The following is a 15,491-nucleotide window of genomic DNA, read 5'->3' on the forward strand; positions in this document are numbered from 1 at the left end:
TGTATTGCGCCAGTGGCCGAACTATGGAGAATTTTCCAGAGCTGGCCTATGGTAGACCTCAAGGGGTACTCTCCCCACTTTTGGAAGTGCAAAGCATTTCCGGCAAGGACGGCACATTATGTCGAACAAGTCACCACGCAAAAGCGACGCGAAGAAACCTGGCAAATCCATCAAGGAAAAGCGTGCCGAGAAGAAACTGAAGCATGCAGAGACCGTGAGTGATCCGGTTCGCAAGTCAGCTAAGTAAAAACTAAATACATTAGTCAACACCGGCATCGGTAGTTGGCATCGATCGAGCCCCTGTCCGTAGCGTGAGACGCCGGACGGGGGCTCGATCGGGTTTTGAGAGACGAATGTTGAGTGCTGCACCAAGCGGTCTCCTCCTTTAGGTCTATAAATTTCGGGCCATGGCCGCAGGTTAGTGAGCCCTGAGAGCGATTCCCCACCCGCCTGAAAATCATAGGATGAGAACAGCAGATAAATTCCCAGCGAAAGTGGACTATGAGCACCGAATCGTTTGACCTCGTCTCCCTTGGATTTGAGTTCCGCTCCCGCGACAGCGACGCTGCACAAAAGGTCTTCGACACGCTAAATTCCCGTGGCCTGATTGGCTACCTAAGAGCACCGCAGATAAGTGATCAACTGACCTATGTGCCCGTAGACGTTGCCACCGGCAAGCAAGGATCCGCACTCTTGGCAACCGAGGCCGGTGAATTAGCCACGCACGAGCTGTCTCTGGCGGAACTGGCCGAAGAGTTGCTGGAGGCCGCAGGTGCTCAGGCGCTGAGTCTTGATGGCGTCATAGTGGCCGGTACCGAGGTGGAAGTTACCGGTGACGATGATGCAGTGGAGGCAAACTCGGGCAATCAAGTAGTGGCCGGGACCCATCTGATGGCCAGCGAGTTGGTGATGTCCTCGCTGGGGCTGCCCGGAGTATGGAAGGTGCGGCAAACGGATGAAAGGATCCTAGCCGTCCGCGAAGGAGAGCCAGTTGAAATCAGACTGGGGCAGAAGCTCCTTCGCGCCATCGAGCTGCAGAGCTCCGAAGGCTACATTCACCTCAGCATCCATGCCACCGGAAAAACTTTCCAATTCCAGGACAGTAACGTCTTTGAATACTGGATGCCCACCGAGGACCGTCCCGTACCCATGGCCGCTACCGGCAGCGAGGTTGCCCAGCTCCAAGGCAAACTCGGCGCGCAACTGTACGCCGCGGATTCTGAAGAGCTTTTAGAGCTTGAAAAATTCTGGCCCGAGGCTGCCTCGGGTATCGTGCGCTTAGCCAAGCTACGCAGCCTGGACGGACTGCGACTCTTCTTGAAGGGGCTGGGGCTGCCAGAAGAAATGGTCGACTACATGTGCGGCGAACCGTTGGCGGAAGGATTCACCGAGTTGCCGCGCAGTCTGCCAGCCGGCCTGGACCTCGCGTTGGAAGAAGAAATGGCTCGAGCCAAGGGAGTAATGAAGCTGGTGTACCGCACCGGCTGGACTCCAGCCGCGCTGATTTCCTCATCTCTAGCGATCATCGGGGCGGGAGCCCTGCTGAATCGCTGGATGAAAACTTCGGGCACACCGGGTACCGGATGGCGCCGGACCATCATGTTCTTCTGGTATTCAGATGCAGGCTACTACCTGGCGCGCGGCGTACGCCAGGTACTTCAAGCGAAGCTGAATAAACGTTGAGCTGATCTAGAGAAATGGTTCCACCGGTGCGGCGCATAGGCGCGGCTCTGATAGAACCATTTTTAGCAGCGTGAGACGGGGTTACCCCTTTTTCGCACGTAACGAGGGGAAATCTGTATCTCTGAACTCGGTACCTGAGACTTGCCCTGAGCTGTGAAGCTCTTCCTCTGCCTTGCGTAGTTCTACGCGGCGGATCTTTCCGGAGATCGTCTTAGGCAGATCAGCAAACTCGAGTCGGCGAATGCGTTTGTAGGCTGCCAGATGCTCTCGACAATAGGTCAGAATACTCTCGGCTAGCTCAGCGGTTGGCTCATAACCATTGGCTGGAACGATGTAAGCCTTGGGAACGCTAAGGCGCAATTCATCGGGCGCCGGAACTACCGCGGCTTCACCGACCCCTGGATGCTCAATGAGCACTGATTCAAGTTCGAAGGGGCTGAGCTTATAGTCACTGGATTTGAACACATCATCGGCGCGACCCACATACGTCAGAACTCCGTGCTCATCACGTTCGGCGATATCGCCGGTGTGGTAAACATTGTCGCGGAAAACCTCCGCGGTCTTTTCTTCGTTTTCGAAATAGCCCTTCATTAAACCCAACGGACGCGGGGTGGTCACCAGACAGATTTCGCCGAGATCACCCTCCTGGCCGGAAGCCGGGTCTCGAAGAATGATGTCATAACCGGGCATAGGGCGTCCCATGGCCCCAATGGTGATGCGTTCGCCCGGAGGATTGGCAATCTGCACTGTGGTTTCGGTCTGGCCAAATCCGTCTCGTATGACTTGACCCCACGCTCGCTGGACCTGGTCAATGACTTCGGCGTTTAATGGTTCGCCGGCTGATACAAGTTTGGCTGGTGGAGACTCAAGAAGGGTGAGATCCGCCTGAATGAGTAATCGCCACACCGTTGGCGGAGCGCAGAAGCTCGTGACATGTTCCGTGGCCATCTGGCCCATCAGGGCGGCGGCATCAAAGCGTTCATAGTTGTAGATGAACACCGTGGCTTCGGCAATCCATGGGGTAAAGAGATTTGACCATGCGTGTTTGGCCCAGCCAGGGGAAGCCACGTTGAGGTGAACATCGCCTGGTTCTAAGCCAATCCAGAACATGGTGCTCAGGTGACCTACCGGGTAGGAAGTGTGCGTATGTTCTACGAGCTTCGCCTTAGAGGTGGTCCCGGAGGTGAAGTAACGTAGCAGCGTTTCATCTGCGCGAGTTGGTTCGCTGAGTGTGAACTCAGTGGGTGCGGTGAAGGAATCCGCATAATTCATATTCTCGCCGCTGGGAGTTCCTCCAATTTGAATGAGCTTGTAGTCCCCAGACACGGTCTCAAACTTTGGAATCTCAGCTTCGTTGGTAATCATCCACGAAACGTGTCCGCGGTCAATGCGGTCTTCAAGATCTGCTGAGGTCAGTTGCGTGGTGCAGGGAACGAGAATGGCTCCGAGTTTGATGCCGGCGAGCATGGTTTCCCATAGCTCTACCTGGTTGCCGAGCATGACTGCGATGGAATCGGAACGTTTGACGCCTTGGTCGCTAAGCCAGCGTGCCAGTTGTGTGGAGCGCTGTGAAAGTTCCAGCCAGGTCCGCCGGGTGGAGGTGCCATCTAGTTCGGTGATGATTAGTGCAGGGCTGTCTCCACGCTGAGGATCAAGGGCGACCTGATCAAACCAGTCATATCCGAAGTTAAAATGGGTGAATTGCGGCCACGAGAACTCTGCGCGGGCCTTCGAATAGTCTTGGCGCAATTCCAATAGCTGATTACGGACGGAGCGAAATTCTTCGGTGACGTTCATCTAAAACCTTTCAGTACCGATGATTCTAAAGTGGCCTGCATCACTGGCAAATATACTTTGATGTCCTACCTTTTGGAAAGAGACAAGCCGCGAAGGTCCTCCCGATAATAGATGCGTGACCCGCGAATTGGATTCGTGCCATGAGTGGCTTGCGTTCCACGCAAGACGGAAGCCACCCTCTTTAGCCAATGAGCTGGCAAGAGGGTGGCTGAAATCTTTGGGGACGGGCTTTAAGAACTTAGGCGGTTACGGGCAAGGCTTCCAGGTCTTTCCGCCCGGTGCGTAGCAGCGTGGTCCGGTGTAATTACGCGGAACTGGCTGGGTACGAGGCTTGGGTGCCTGCGTGCGCGGTTTGTGCACCTTTGGCGCCTGATAAGTCGGCACCTTTTGCCGTGGCTTGGAATGCTGTTCAATGCGGCGGCGCTCCGCAGCCTTTTGCTCTGCGGCCTCGCGCTGTTGCTTCAACTCTGCCTGGCGCTTAGCTTCGGCAGCTTCCTTCCTGGCTGCTTCCTTTTTCTTGCGCTCTTCATCTTTGCGCTTTTCTTCGGCCTTGATGAGCGCTTTTTTGGTGTCCAGGTGATCCTGTTCGATCTGGTTTGCGCGAAGAACGGAGCTGTCGAGCGCGCTCAAGTTCTTTTTATAGTGGGTTGTCAGCAGCGCGTATGTCACTGGATGCATGTCCGGGGTGATTTTGTTCAGCGCGCTTTTGACGCCGTGGCCAAGAGCTATTACCGTGGCTGCTTCGCCCGCGAGGCTTTCGGCATCCTTGACTGATTCTGCCGGCGCTTCGCTAAGTTCTTCAAAAGCCCGTGTAGCTTCTTCGAGTTGCGCCGGGATAGTGCACGCAGCACTGGGGTCGAATAATCCGGTGGACTTGGCCGCGGCTTCGTTCTGTGCCTGAAGTACCTCGTCGTAGAATCGCACATTTGGTTCGTACTTCACTGCGATTCCGAGCCCCGCAGCGGCGATATCGGCGTTGATTAAGCTCTTGTCTTTGTACACGCCAGCAAGGGTGCGTCCATATTTATCTGTGCGCTCAATGTCGTATTCCAAATCGACCTTGTCGCCGGGTGCGAGTAGTGATTTGAGATGGTCCGAGGCTTCTGGCCCCATGCACTCTACTGACTTATTTGGATCAACGGTTTCCGGGGTGTCGATGTTCAATAGGCGTACGCGCGTATCCTCACCCGCAATGCGGATGTCTACGGTATCGCCATCGACTACTTTCACTACTGTTCCCTTGGAGTCATTTCCGGGCAGGATGGAACAGTCTGTCGCCCCAAATGTCAGTGCCGCGATTAAACCCACGGCGAGCCAGGTTAGCTGCTTCGTGCTCATGGTGTTGATTCCTTCATAAGTGCGAGTGAGTGGAGTGATGAGTCTCTATGGCTAATTGAAAGCAGGAAAGCTTGAACTGTCAATTTGTCCACGTCGATGCGTCCAGAGGTGCTCTTCGCCTCATTGCTTGAAGCTTCAACTAAAAACGAGTAAGCTGGTATTCAAGAGCTAGAGATACACGTTGAAAGGTAAGGCACCATGGCACTCATCAAAGAAGACAAACTTTCCGCCGAACTGCAGATGAATGCGGTCCAGCTCAAAGTTGGCAATATGAAGGTCATGAGCGATTACTACCAAAAAGCGCTGGGCCTGGAACTCCAGGACGAAAATGCAGGCGGAACCCGCCTAGGCCGCGGAGCTCGAACGCTGGTCAACTTAACTCCATCACCGGGTTTGCAGCAGCCAGCTCGCGGCGAGGCTGGACTCTTCCACACCGCACTGCTCTTTGATACCAAGGCAGATCTGGCCGCCACCGTGCTATCTGCGGCACAGTTTGACCAGAGCCGCTTCGTTGGCAGCTCGGATCACCTGGTCTCCGAGGCCTTCTACTTCACCGACCCGGAAGGCAACGGCGTCGAGCTGTACTGGGACCGCCCACGCGAGAGCTGGAGCTGGTCCAATGGTGAAGTGGCCATGGATACCACATACCTTGACCCCAACGCTTTCCTCAACGAACACCTCAACGAACAGGCCATTGCCGGACAGCGCAATGCCGAGGCTGAAATCGGCCACGTCCACCTGCAGGTCGGAGACGTGGACACGGCGCGTTCCTTCTACGTGAACACCCTGGGCTTCGACGAGACCACCGCACTCGGAGACCAAGCATTATTCGTCTCCGCCGGCGGCTACCACCACCATATGGCGATGAATGTGTGGAACTCCCGCGGCGCCGGTCCACGCAAGAACACCTTAGGACTCGGCGAGGTGCTGATCAATGTTCCGAGTCCGGACGAGGTGGGCAAGCTCGCCGAACGCTTGAACTTTGCCAAGGTGGAAAACCATCACACCGGAGCGGAACTACGCTTCACGGATCCCTGGAACAACCAGCTGCGCGTCGCAGCCAGCTAAGTAAAGCGAAAGTGCCCCCTTGTATTGCAAGGGGGCACTTTGACGCGAAGTATCAGAAGGCTATGCTCCGGTGATTTTGCCAAGTTTCTGCGCCGCGCGCTGCACCAGTCCCTGGGGTTCGGCTATCTGCACCGCAGGCATCTGCGTGGCCGCATGCTCATGCTCATTGACGGTGTAGTTCCAGTACTCCTCGGTTTTGGTGATCGCCGAGGCATCTGGTTTATACGGTGGCTTGTGGTAAGACAGATGCGGGCGTTCCCACGCAATATTCTTACGGACCACCTTGGCCGGGCTGCCGACGGCAATGACGTTGTTGGAGATTTTCCGGTTGACCAAGCTGCCAAAACCGATCACCGAGCCGTCGCCGATCTTCGCGCCGGCCAGCAAGGTGGCCTGCGCGCCGATCCACACGTGGTTGCCCACGGTAATATCCTTGGCCGGGTTCACCCGCTTGCCGGACTTCACGTCGAAGATCGCGTGTCCGTCATCGGCGCGGATCTGGTTGCCGCTGGCAATCATCACATCATCACCTAGGCTGACCGTCACGCCCTCCACCGCACTGATCAAACACCTGCCGGTAGTGGTCACATCCTTACCAATGCGAACCGTGGCATCTTCACCCACGCGGATGTTGAAGTTGGAACCCTTCTTGCTGCTGGGCCCGATAATCAACGTGCCATTGTCACAATCGAAGACCAGATCCAACCGGCCGATATTCGCCTCGGGATCCACGAGCACCCGGTTGTTCTGGCCACGGAATTTGACCGTGATGTTTGTCGTGAATTCGGTGGCGGAGTTAATAGTGTTGCCGTGCTCGTCCTTGAAGTCGCGTAACGCGGTAAGTTCGATCATTGCATCGACTGTAGACCCCGAAGCTGGACTCTCACCGGATGCTTCCTTGGCATTTGAGAAGATCTGATGCGTTCTGCTTCCTCGATAACGAAGCGCTATGCGGATTCAAAAAGTTGCTGGCCCAGATATTGGCCCTCTTGAATCCCCGGGGGAACGGCATAGAGGCCCGAGCTGGTGTGACGCAGGTATTCATTCATCGCATCGCTGGCGCTCATTGCACGCTGAATCGGAACAAAGTGCGTGCGCGCGTCGTTCACAAACGCGATAAAAAACAATCCGGCATCCAACCGGCCCAAACCATCTGAACCGTCGGTGTAATTAAACCCGCGGCGCAGCATCCGCGCCCCGCCGTGCGCGCTGGGGTGCACCACCGCAACATGCGAATCCTTCGGAATAATCGGTCCACCCCGTCCGGGCATGGCGAAGTCCGGAGCGCTGAATTCGTCTCCGCCGGAAAGCGGAGCGCCGCTGCCCTTCAGTCTGCCCACCACGTTTTCCTGCTCGCCCAAGGTGGAGCGGTCCCAAGTTTCAATGTGCATCCGAATGCGCCGTGCCACCAGGTAGCTCCCGCCCACCATCCACGACTGGTCGGTGCTGTCCTTGGTGGCCCACACGTTTTGTTCAAGCGCTGCGGTATCTTCGGCGACGATATTATCGGTGCCGTCTTTAAAGCCGAACAAATTGCGCGGGGTGCTCTGCTGTGCGGTGGTCTTCGAGGTTCTCCCAAAACCAATTTGAGACCACCGCACATTCGCCTTGCCAAAGGCCAGGCGGGCCAGATTGCGGATCGCATGCACCGCCACCTGCGGGTCATCGGCGCAGGCCTGCACAATAATGTCGCCATCACTGCGCTGCGCCTCGATCATGTCCCCGCGAAAATGCGGCAGTTCGATCAGTGCTTCGGGCAATTTGCCGGCCAGCCCAAAGCGGGGTGTCTTTCCGTCCAGGAACAGCGAGCGGCCAAATCCCAGGGTGACGGTGAGTCTGGCGGCGGTAAGTCCCAGCGCTTCACCGGTGTCCGTGGGCGGGGCGTCATAGGAACCGGCCAGCGCACCGCCTTCACCGATTTCCTGTCCTTGGGTCATCGCCGAAATTGCCTGGGTCCACTCCTGGAGCAGTTCGATCAGCTCTTGGCGGTCCTCGGTTTGCACGTCAAAGGCGGCGATGTGCATGCGGTCCTGGGATTCGGTGATGATCCCCGCCTGATGCTCCCCATAAAAGGGAATCCGATCACTGGGCACCGGTTCGCTGAGCTGCCCGGCGTAGGCCACATGGCCCAGTGCGCCTAAGGCCAGTCCCGCGCCTCCCGCCCCGGCCGCGGTGAGCAGCAGCCTCCGGCTGAGGTTGACGCTGCCCTCTTCCTTGTCCTGGCGCATTTCTACTTCACCACGGCGGCGGTCAACTGGGACAGCGGTTCGGACAACGCATCCACCCCGGCGGCCAGATCCTTGATCTGCGTGGCGGTCAGCTGGTTGTAGTACTTAAACCCTTCGCCCACGCGGTGCTCATCAAGTTGTTCCTGCAGCGCGGTGAAATTCTTCTTCAGCTGTGCATCTAACTGGTCATCGGTGCCCGCCAATAATGGCTGCAGATCTTCATAGGCGATCTTCGCGCCTTCCAGGTTCGCTTGGAAGTCCCACAGGTCGGTGTGGGAGAACAGTTCTTCTTCGCCGGTCACCTTGCCGGTGGCTACCTCGTCGAGCAGTTCCTTCGCCCCATTGGACAGCTTGTCGGGGGTGAAGGTGAGCTTGGTGGTCCGCGATTGCAGTTCCTTGGTATCTTTGACCATCTGCGCCGCCAGCTTGCTGCGCTCGTCCTTGGTCAGCTTGGTGTAGCCGGCGGGGGACCAGAGGTCTTTTTCTGCCCGGTGCCAGCCGGTAAATGCCTCACCCTTTTCTAGGTCGGCTTCGCGGGCGTCGAGAATCGGGTCCAGGTCCCCGAAGGATTCTGCCACCGGTTCGATCCGCTCCCAGTGCATCCGGGTCGGGGCGTAGAGCTTCTTGGCAAGCTGCTCGTCTCCGGCGGCAAAGGCGTCGGCGAAGTCCTGGGTGCCGCGCATCAGCTGTTCGGACTGGTCCTTGACATATGCGCTGTATAGATCTGTCGCGTTCTTCTGCAAGGAGGCCCGATCCGCGGAGACGCTCTGGCCTCCGGCGGATTCGGTGACGGTGAACGGCGCGCGGATCCCGTCGCCGACCATGCCCGGCTTGCAGGAAGTGAAGTAGGAGCCGGCCGGTGCCATCACTACCAGGTCCCGGGAGACCCCGGGGCCGATGTTTTCCACCTCGCCGGCGATGCGCAGACCGTCTTGTGCGAGCAGGTAGAACTCGGTGACCGCGCTGCCCTCGTTTTTGACATTAAATTTCAGTGTGCCGCCCGGGACCTGGTTAGCGGACACCGTGCAGGCGTCGGCGGTGGACACCACGCTGATGGTGCCGTCGCCGGACGCGGCGCTGGTGGTGTTATCGGTGCAGCCGGTCAGCGTCATTGCTGCCAGGGAAATCAGGGCTGCCGGGGCAAGGAATTTATTCATCGTGAGGCCTTTGCTGTCGTAAAAAATGTGGGGGTTAGCCGCGCACTGCGGTTTTGGGGGCGAACACGGTGCGCAGGTAAAGGAACATCACCGGCACCACGTAGGCCACCCATACGCTCGCTTCGAGCCAGGTGGTGGCGGGGGAGAAGTTGAACACGCCCTTGAGCAGCGTGCCGAGCACCCCGCCCGGGGCGATCACACCGGAGATGTCAAAGGCCAGGTGGTGCAGTCCGGGCAGCAGGCCGGCCTCCTGCAGGTCGTGCACCCCGTAGGCCAGCACCCCGCCGGCGACGATCACCAGGATCGCCCCGGTGAAGGCAAAAAATTTGGACAGGCTGATCTTCAGCACCCCGCGGTGGAGCATAAATCCCAGTACGATCGCGGTGAGGATCCCCAGAAATGCGCCGAGCAGCGGTTGCCAGGTTTCCCCGGTGGCCCGCGCCGCGGCCCAGATGAACAGCGCCGTCTCCAGCCCTTCCCGGCCCACCGCAAACGCACCGACCAGCACCAGCCCGATCGCCGAGCCCTCGGCGACCTGATCCACCTGGGATTTCAGATCGGCATTAAGCGTCCTGGAGGCCTTCGCCATCCAGAAGATCATCCAGGTGACCAAGCCCACCGCGATAATCGACAGGCTGCCGCCGATCAGCTCCTGCGCTTCGAAGGTCAGGCCGCGTGGTCCGAAGGTCAGCAGCGCCCCGAAGCCCAGAGAGATCAGCACCGCAATGCTGATGCCCGCCCAGATGCGCCCCAGCAGATGGCTGCGCCCGCTCTTGGCCAGGTAGGCCACCAGCAGCACCACGATGAGCACCGCCTCCAGGCCTTCACGCAGGCCGATCAGGTAATTTCCGATCATTACTTTGCACTTTCACGCAGTTCGTTTTCCGCGCTGGCTGCTGCCAGGCATGCGGCGGTGCCGCCGGCTCAGAGCTCACTCTGTGTCCGGTCACACAAACAACCTCGCTAAGGTTAGCCTAAACTTGCTACCGGCAAAAAACTACCTAGTAAATCTGCGTTTTCTGCGACTTTCCGCGCCTTGTGGTTCATTACTGCATCGCCCCGTGCCCTAATGACCGCCGATCGTTTTTCCCCGTACGAGTAGTCCGCAGCGCTTTTCGCAGGCATTCGGGTATCGGCTACCGGTGCCTGGCAGCCTGGATGCTTGTTAGCCTGCACCCATGATGCTCTTCGACAAGCTAGGCGAAAGCGCCCGGCCGGCACCACCACGCAAGGCAGCGCTGCTCTTCGCGGCGCTCACCGCGGTGCTGCTTCTGGCCTCCGCGGCCCTGCAGCTCCGCGCGTCCGCCGCCCGCTGGATTGATTTCGGCTCAACCGTTGGCCCGCATGAGCTGTCGGTGGAAAGCGACCAGTACGATTACTACCTCCCGTACGGAGAATTCTTCCCGCTGGCCAACACCGGTTTCCCGCTGGGGATCGCGATGATACTCCAAGCCCTCGCCTTGCTCTGCCTGCTGGCCGCACTCGGTGCACTGCGCGAACGCACCTCGCGCGCGGTCTTATTCACCGCACTCCTGCTGGGAGTGCTCGCCGCGCTCGGCTTCGCCCTGCAGGGCCTTCACGCATTGCTCTCCGCGCTCGAACGCCAACCCAGCGCGCTGCTGGACTCGCAGCTTTTCAGCCTCGCGCTGCTCATCGGTTTTCTCGCCCTGTGTGCGCTGAGCATCCTGTGCTTTTTTTCGATCCCGCTGCTGGGTTTGGCCGCAGCCTTTCTGCTCGGCTCCACCCTGGTCGGATATTACCTCTCCAGCTACCTGCTCACCGCGCTGCTCACCGGCTACGTCTCGCACGACACCACCCCGGGCACCGAAACCACCGTGGCGCTGTCCACCGCCGCCGCATCGATCACCATGCTGGCCGCACTGATCAGCCTCGCCTGTCAACGCCGAAAATAACTTCGGCACTTATCCACAGCCTGCGCAGCTCCCGCACCACGCGCGCCGGGCTGCCAACATGCTGGGTCCATGAGTATTCGACAGCTCGTTACCGGCCTGGCCAGCCTGCGTGACTTTGCCACCGGCCCGATCCCGCACGGAGTAACCGCCCTGCTCCTTGAGGTGATGGGGCTCTGCCTGGAGGTACTCACCAAGCTGTCACTTCGTCTGCGTGAATCGGCCGACCCCCGCGCCGCCGCCGCCCACGCATCGCTGATCGAAAACATCTTCCGCTACACCGTGCGGGAACAAATCCGCAGCCTGACCCACCTGGAAGCCACCGCCGCCCATCTGCTGTGCGCCGAGGAACTGACCGCAATCCGCAGGCACCGCACCGACTTCTCCCGGCCCGCCGTCCAGGAGACCGGACGCACCGCCTATGCCAACGCCAGCACCTTCAGCGCGGCCTGGCTGGGCATCGACTTCTTTGAGGCGGATCGCCGGCTGAGCGACGCCCACCTGCTCATTGCCCGGCGCTTCATGGACGGCAGCGCGATCACCCCGCGCTTCACCCAGCTGGCCGCCTTGCACGCCGAAGACCAGAAGCTCGATCCACGCCGGGTCGCCCACGCCGCGCGTAGTCTGGACAAATTTGAACCGCCAGACACCAGTTTTGAAGGCGCCCCGCTGGACCCGGCAGCCAGCTATGAGGGCCAAAGCATGCAAGAGCGCGCGGTGACGCTGCTGCGCGAGGCAGACCGGGCCACCGGAGCCAAAAAGCTCAAAAACCTGCTGCGCGATTACCGCAAGGCGAACAAGGAATGTGTGCAGGCCGAATGCGGCCTCTTCTATCAAGGCAATACCAACGGCGTTGACAGCTTCCTGCTGCGCTCGCAAGGTCTGCAATCGGAGCAGCTGCATTCATTCGTCGGCCAGTCAGATAATCCGCGCACCGAAAGCGGGCAGGCCGCCCGCAAACCAGCACCACTGGCCCCCGCAGACCTTTTCACCAGCGCCGATCCCGTCCCGGACTGGGCTCAAGACCCCGCCCCTGAACCAACCGAACAGGCCGAACCCACTAAACAGGCCGAACCAAACCAGTCCCGTCAAGAATCTGCCCCGGCCTGCACGCCACCGGCCGAGCCACCCGCTGACCCGGCACCTGAAGCCAGCGAATTGGAAGTCTCCGTCGCTCAGCGCAGACTCAACGCCTTACTCGCCTCCCTGTCGGCCAGCAACACAGGTGCCAAAACCGTCACCCCGCAAGTCCTGGTCCACATGCAGGCAAGCAACCTGAGTGATTTGGCGTCCGCCACGGCGGTGACCGCTCACGGAGTACCCCTGGAACCGGCCGAACTGCGCCAGCTGTTGTGCGGAGCAAAAATCATCCCCATCGTCTTCGGCGGCAAAGGCCAGGTGCTTGACGTCGGCCGGGCCCAAAGACTCTTCCCGGAACCAATCAAAAAGGCAGCCTTCGCCAGAGACCGCGGATGCATCGTCCCCGGGTGCAACGCCCCGCATGAAATGCTTGAGTATCACCATTGCAATTGGTGGGAACGCGGCGGAAAAACCTGCATCGAAAATTGTGCGGTGCTTTGCCGACATCACCACGCGCTCATTCACCGCAGGCTATTGCGCATTCAAATGGTGGGATCAGTCCCGCACATCGTGCTGCCTGAATTCCTCGATCCGGACCAGATACCAAGGCGTAATAGCTACTTCTCCATCGCCGCTTGAATTTGGCCGCGGGCTCGGCGTGCCGTTGCGTCTATCTAGTAGCGCATCCCACAAAAAACGAGTTGGTATCGGTTGACTGCATCTGGCATGATTGGAAGGTACTCGATTTGTTGGGGACCCTCTCTCCGCGATAAATCCTGTCCTTTTTTAGAGTTGAACCAGTACGGCCTGCCCCACAGGCGCGAAACGTTCGACTCGCCCATGTTGAGAAACAGGAGACCACTAAAGTGGCCGTAAAGATTCGTCTGAAGCGCTTCGGTAAGATGCGCGCACCTTTCTACCGCGTTGTTGTTATGGACTCGCGCGCCAAGCGCGATGGCCGTGCCATCGAGGAGATCGGCAAGTACCAGCCAACGAACGATCCATCGATCATCGAGATCGATTCGGACCGTGCGCAGTACTGGCTCTCCGTTGGCGCACAGCCAACCGAGCAGGTTGCAGCACTGCTGAAGATCACCGGTGACTGGCAGAAGTTCAAGGGCATCGATGGCCAGGAAGGCACCTACAAGGTTGCCGAGCCTAAGCCAGCATTCGTTGCTCCTGATAAGGGTTCGGTGATCCTCCCAGAGGCAATCACCAAGAAGGCTGAGAAGCCAGCTGCTGAGGAATCGGCAGAAGCTGAAGCCACCGAGGCCGAGTAATCATGCTCGCCGATGCGCTTGACCATTTGGTGCGCGGGGTAGTCGAGGAACCGGAAGGTGTCAGGGTTTCCCTGAAAGCTAACCGCCGCGGCGACCTGCTCGAAGTGCGTGTTCATCCCGAGGACCTCGGTCGTGTGATCGGGCGTCAGGGACGTACCGCACGGGCACTGCGTACCGTGATGGCAGCGTTGGCCAAGGAGCCGATTCGTGTTGATGTTATCGACACTGATCGTAGCCGGTAGCCAAACATTTTTGAGGTCAGGCGCAAGCTGACTTCACCACGGAAGGAGTTTCCGCTCAATAGGGCGGAAACTCCTTCTCGTGTTTCATCATCAAAACCCGCCAAACTATGGCACCCCAGCGCGAGGCATCGTCCCGTGAATTCAAGGAGAATGATCACCAGATTATGCGATTGCAGGTAGCACGTATCGGCAAGCCCCACGGCATCCGTGGCGAAGTGACCGTTCAAGTCCTCACCGACGTCCCCGACGATCGTTTTGCCCCCGGAGAGGTCCTGCACGTCATCGACGGTCCGGTCAAAACCCTCACCGTCACCAAATCGCGCTGGAACAAAACCATCCTTCTGGTCGATTTCGCAGAAATCACAGACCGCAATATGGCCGAAACCTTCCGCCAGGCCCACCTTGAAATTGAGGTCACCGGCGAGGAAGAAAGCGCCTCGGACGAGTGGTACGAGCACGAGCTGCTGGACCTGAAGGTCATGCACGAGGGCAAGCAGGTCGGCGTGATCACCGCGCTGCGCACCAACCCCGCTCAAGACCTGCTGGTCTTCAAAGATCTGAACGGTGAAGAGGTCTACCTGCCCTTCGTCGACGAATTCGTCCCGGACGTTGATCCCGAGGCAGGCACCGTGACCATCACCCCTCCGGCCGGCCTGCTTGAACTGAACCAGGGCGAGGAAGAAAAGTAGGCATCATGCGCATCGACGTCGTCTCCATCTTCCCTGAGTACCTAGCACCACTTGACCTGTCGCTGATCGGCCGCGCCCGTGAAGAAGGCATCCTGAACCTGAACGTCACCAACCTGCGTGACTTCACCACGGACCGCCACCACAAGGTGGATGACACCCCCTATGGTGGCGGAGCCGGCATGGTGATGATGCCCGAGCCTTGGGGCCAAGCCCTGGACTCGGTGCGCGCCAGCGCCCCGGAAGCCGCCAAGCCGATCCTCATCGTGCCTTCTCCTGCCGGAGCAGTCTTCGACCAGCAGATGGCCTATGACTTCGCCGAAGAAGATCACCTGGTCTTCGCTTGCGGGCGCTACGAAGGAATCGACGAGCGGGTCATCGACTACGCGCGGGAGAACTTCACCGTCATCCCGGTCTCCATCGGAGATTATGTACTGAACGGGGGAGAAGTCGCGGTCATGGTGATGGTTGAGGCCATTGCCCGGCTCATCCCGGGAGTGATCGGCAACCCGGAATCCTTGGTCGAAGAATCCCACTCCGACGTGCTGCTGGAATATCCGGTATACACCAAGCCTGCCGCCTGGCGTGGCCGCGAGGTGCCCGAGGTCCTGCTCGGTGGAAACCACCAGCGCGTGGCCCGATTCCGCCGTGATGAGCAGCTCAGCCGCACCGCAACCCGCCGCCCGGACCTCATTGAACTGCTCGACGCAGCCACGCTGAACCGTAAAGACCGCGACGCCCTGTGGCATGCGGGCTTTGCCGTTGTCGACGGGGAAATTATCGCTAAATCGCAGCTGGACTGGACCAAAGAGTCCTAGATCACGCATTCGGCCATCGGGCTTACTCGCGTCGATGCTCCGAATATGGCAAAATTGTTTCTTGGTGTGTTTTTGTCCGATTCCTGCCACAGGGGGAAGCCGGGCCTAGGGAAACCGCCGCATCGGCAGCAACATAGGCTGCCGGTGGAAATACGTTTCGAAGAGATCACCGCTTGCGGTTGATGAGCTTCGCTACGAGGGTAC

At 59.0% G+C, this 15,491-nt stretch carries 15 protein-coding genes; 9 read left to right on the forward strand and 6 right to left on the reverse strand.

From position 1 onward, the window contains the following. The first annotated feature begins 118 nt into the window (after positions 1–118). On the forward strand, positions 119–247 hold the full coding sequence (locus tag VJ369_RS02260) for a hypothetical protein (protein ID WP_286161066.1): 129 nt from the start codon (positions 119–121) through the stop codon (positions 245–247). Positions 248–501: 254 nt separating this feature from the next. After that, the gene (locus VJ369_RS02265; protein ID WP_324090525.1) at positions 502–1,683 is read left to right on the forward strand and encodes a hypothetical protein; all 1,182 of its coding nucleotides are present in this window, start codon (positions 502–504) and stop codon (positions 1,681–1,683) included. An 81-nt stretch (positions 1,684–1,764) separates the two neighbouring features. Here the strand turns inward: VJ369_RS02265 and VJ369_RS02270 are convergent, their stop codons facing one another. Both VJ369_RS02270 and VJ369_RS02275 read right to left on the reverse strand, forming a co-directional pair. Further along, positions 1,765–3,480, reverse strand: a complete 1,716-nt coding sequence (locus VJ369_RS02270; protein WP_324090526.1) for an AMP-binding protein — start codon at positions 3,478–3,480, stop codon at positions 1,765–1,767. Between the two features lie 246 nt (positions 3,481–3,726). After that, the gene (locus VJ369_RS02275; protein ID WP_324090527.1) at positions 3,727–4,818 is read right to left on the reverse strand and encodes a thermonuclease family protein; all 1,092 of its coding nucleotides are present in this window, start codon (positions 4,816–4,818) and stop codon (positions 3,727–3,729) included. A gap of 198 nt (positions 4,819–5,016) precedes the next feature. On the opposite strand from VJ369_RS02275, the gene VJ369_RS02280 reads away from it, so the two are divergent. Beyond that, entirely contained in the window at positions 5,017–5,886 is an 870-nt protein-coding gene (locus VJ369_RS02280; protein WP_324090528.1) for a VOC family protein, read from the forward strand. Positions 5,887–5,946: 60 nt separating this feature from the next. On the opposite strand, the gene VJ369_RS02285 is transcribed toward VJ369_RS02280, so the two are convergent. From VJ369_RS02285 to efeU, 4 genes are all read right to left on the reverse strand, one after another. Further along, the gene (locus tag VJ369_RS02285) at positions 5,947–6,738 is read right to left on the reverse strand and encodes an acyltransferase (protein ID WP_324090529.1); all 792 of its coding nucleotides are present in this window, start codon (positions 6,736–6,738) and stop codon (positions 5,947–5,949) included. Positions 6,739–6,833: 95 nt separating this feature from the next. After that, entirely contained in the window at positions 6,834–8,114 is a 1,281-nt protein-coding gene (gene efeB / locus VJ369_RS02290) for an iron uptake transporter deferrochelatase/peroxidase subunit (protein WP_324090530.1), read from the reverse strand. A gap of 2 nt (positions 8,115–8,116) precedes the next feature. After that, complete coding sequence (gene efeO, locus VJ369_RS02295) at positions 8,117–9,271, reverse strand: iron uptake system protein EfeO (RefSeq protein WP_324090531.1); 1,155 nt, start codon at positions 9,269–9,271, stop codon at positions 8,117–8,119. Between the two features lie 34 nt (positions 9,272–9,305). Beyond that, complete coding sequence (gene efeU, locus VJ369_RS02300) at positions 9,306–10,127, reverse strand: iron uptake transporter permease EfeU (protein WP_324090532.1); 822 nt, start codon at positions 10,125–10,127, stop codon at positions 9,306–9,308. A 322-nt stretch (positions 10,128–10,449) separates the two neighbouring features. Here efeU and VJ369_RS02305 point away from each other — a divergent pair, with 322 nt between their 5' ends. The 6 genes from VJ369_RS02305 (at position 10,450) to trmD (ending at position 15,287) form a co-directional block, all read left to right on the forward strand. Further along, positions 10,450–11,184, forward strand: coding sequence for a hypothetical protein (locus tag VJ369_RS02305; protein ID WP_324090533.1), 735 nt, complete (start codon positions 10,450–10,452; stop codon positions 11,182–11,184). A gap of 69 nt (positions 11,185–11,253) precedes the next feature. Continuing rightward, positions 11,254–12,900, forward strand: a complete 1,647-nt coding sequence (locus VJ369_RS02310; RefSeq protein ID WP_324090534.1) for an HNH endonuclease signature motif containing protein — start codon at positions 11,254–11,256, stop codon at positions 12,898–12,900. A gap of 227 nt (positions 12,901–13,127) precedes the next feature. Further along, a complete protein-coding gene (gene rpsP / locus VJ369_RS02315) occupies positions 13,128–13,541 on the forward strand; it encodes a 30S ribosomal protein S16 (protein WP_324090535.1) in 414 nt (137 codons plus the stop codon). A gap of 2 nt (positions 13,542–13,543) precedes the next feature. After that, complete coding sequence (locus tag VJ369_RS02320; protein WP_324090536.1) at positions 13,544–13,783, forward strand: RNA-binding protein; 240 nt, start codon at positions 13,544–13,546, stop codon at positions 13,781–13,783. A gap of 164 nt (positions 13,784–13,947) precedes the next feature. Continuing rightward, positions 13,948–14,472 carry a ribosome maturation factor RimM gene (gene rimM, locus VJ369_RS02325; RefSeq protein WP_324090537.1) on the forward strand — a complete coding sequence of 175 codons (525 nt, stop codon included), beginning with the start codon at positions 13,948–13,950 and terminating at the stop codon, positions 14,470–14,472. A 5-nt stretch (positions 14,473–14,477) separates the two neighbouring features. Beyond that, a complete protein-coding gene (gene trmD / locus VJ369_RS02330; RefSeq protein WP_324090538.1) occupies positions 14,478–15,287 on the forward strand; it encodes a tRNA (guanosine(37)-N1)-methyltransferase TrmD in 810 nt (269 codons plus the stop codon). The last annotated feature ends 204 nt before the right edge of the window (positions 15,288–15,491 follow it).

This window comes from Glutamicibacter sp., from assembly GCF_035257265.1.
Taxonomy (GTDB): domain Bacteria; phylum Actinomycetota; class Actinomycetes; order Actinomycetales; family Micrococcaceae; genus Glutamicibacter.

Bases quoted from the DNA above. Each gene is read 5' to 3' on its own strand.
- VJ369_RS02305 (WP_324090533.1), top strand. From the start codon at position 10,450: ATGATGCTCTTCGACAAGCTAGGCGAAAGCGCCCGGCCGGCACCACCA.
- efeO (WP_324090531.1), bottom strand. From the start codon at position 9,271: ATGAATAAATTCCTTGCCCCGGCAGCCCTGATTTCCCTGGCAGCAATG.
- VJ369_RS02270 (WP_324090526.1), bottom strand. From the start codon at position 3,480: ATGAACGTCACCGAAGAATTTCGCTCCGTCCGTAATCAGCTATTGGAA.
- efeU (WP_324090532.1), bottom strand. From the start codon at position 10,127: ATGATCGGAAATTACCTGATCGGCCTGCGTGAAGGCCTGGAGGCGGTG.
- rimM (WP_324090537.1), top strand. From the start codon at position 13,948: ATGCGATTGCAGGTAGCACGTATCGGCAAGCCCCACGGCATCCGTGGC.
- trmD (WP_324090538.1), top strand. From the start codon at position 14,478: ATGCGCATCGACGTCGTCTCCATCTTCCCTGAGTACCTAGCACCACTT.
- efeB (WP_324090530.1), bottom strand. From the start codon at position 8,114: ATGCGCCAGGACAAGGAAGAGGGCAGCGTCAACCTCAGCCGGAGGCTG.
- VJ369_RS02285 (WP_324090529.1), bottom strand. From the start codon at position 6,738: ATGATCGAACTTACCGCGTTACGCGACTTCAAGGACGAGCACGGCAAC.
- VJ369_RS02320 (WP_324090536.1), top strand. From the start codon at position 13,544: ATGCTCGCCGATGCGCTTGACCATTTGGTGCGCGGGGTAGTCGAGGAA.
- VJ369_RS02280 (WP_324090528.1), top strand. From the start codon at position 5,017: ATGGCACTCATCAAAGAAGACAAACTTTCCGCCGAACTGCAGATGAAT.
- VJ369_RS02275 (WP_324090527.1), bottom strand. From the start codon at position 4,818: ATGAGCACGAAGCAGCTAACCTGGCTCGCCGTGGGTTTAATCGCGGCA.
- VJ369_RS02265 (WP_324090525.1), top strand. From the start codon at position 502: ATGAGCACCGAATCGTTTGACCTCGTCTCCCTTGGATTTGAGTTCCGC.
- VJ369_RS02310 (WP_324090534.1), top strand. From the start codon at position 11,254: ATGAGTATTCGACAGCTCGTTACCGGCCTGGCCAGCCTGCGTGACTTT.
- VJ369_RS02260 (WP_286161066.1), top strand. From the start codon at position 119: ATGTCGAACAAGTCACCACGCAAAAGCGACGCGAAGAAACCTGGCAAA.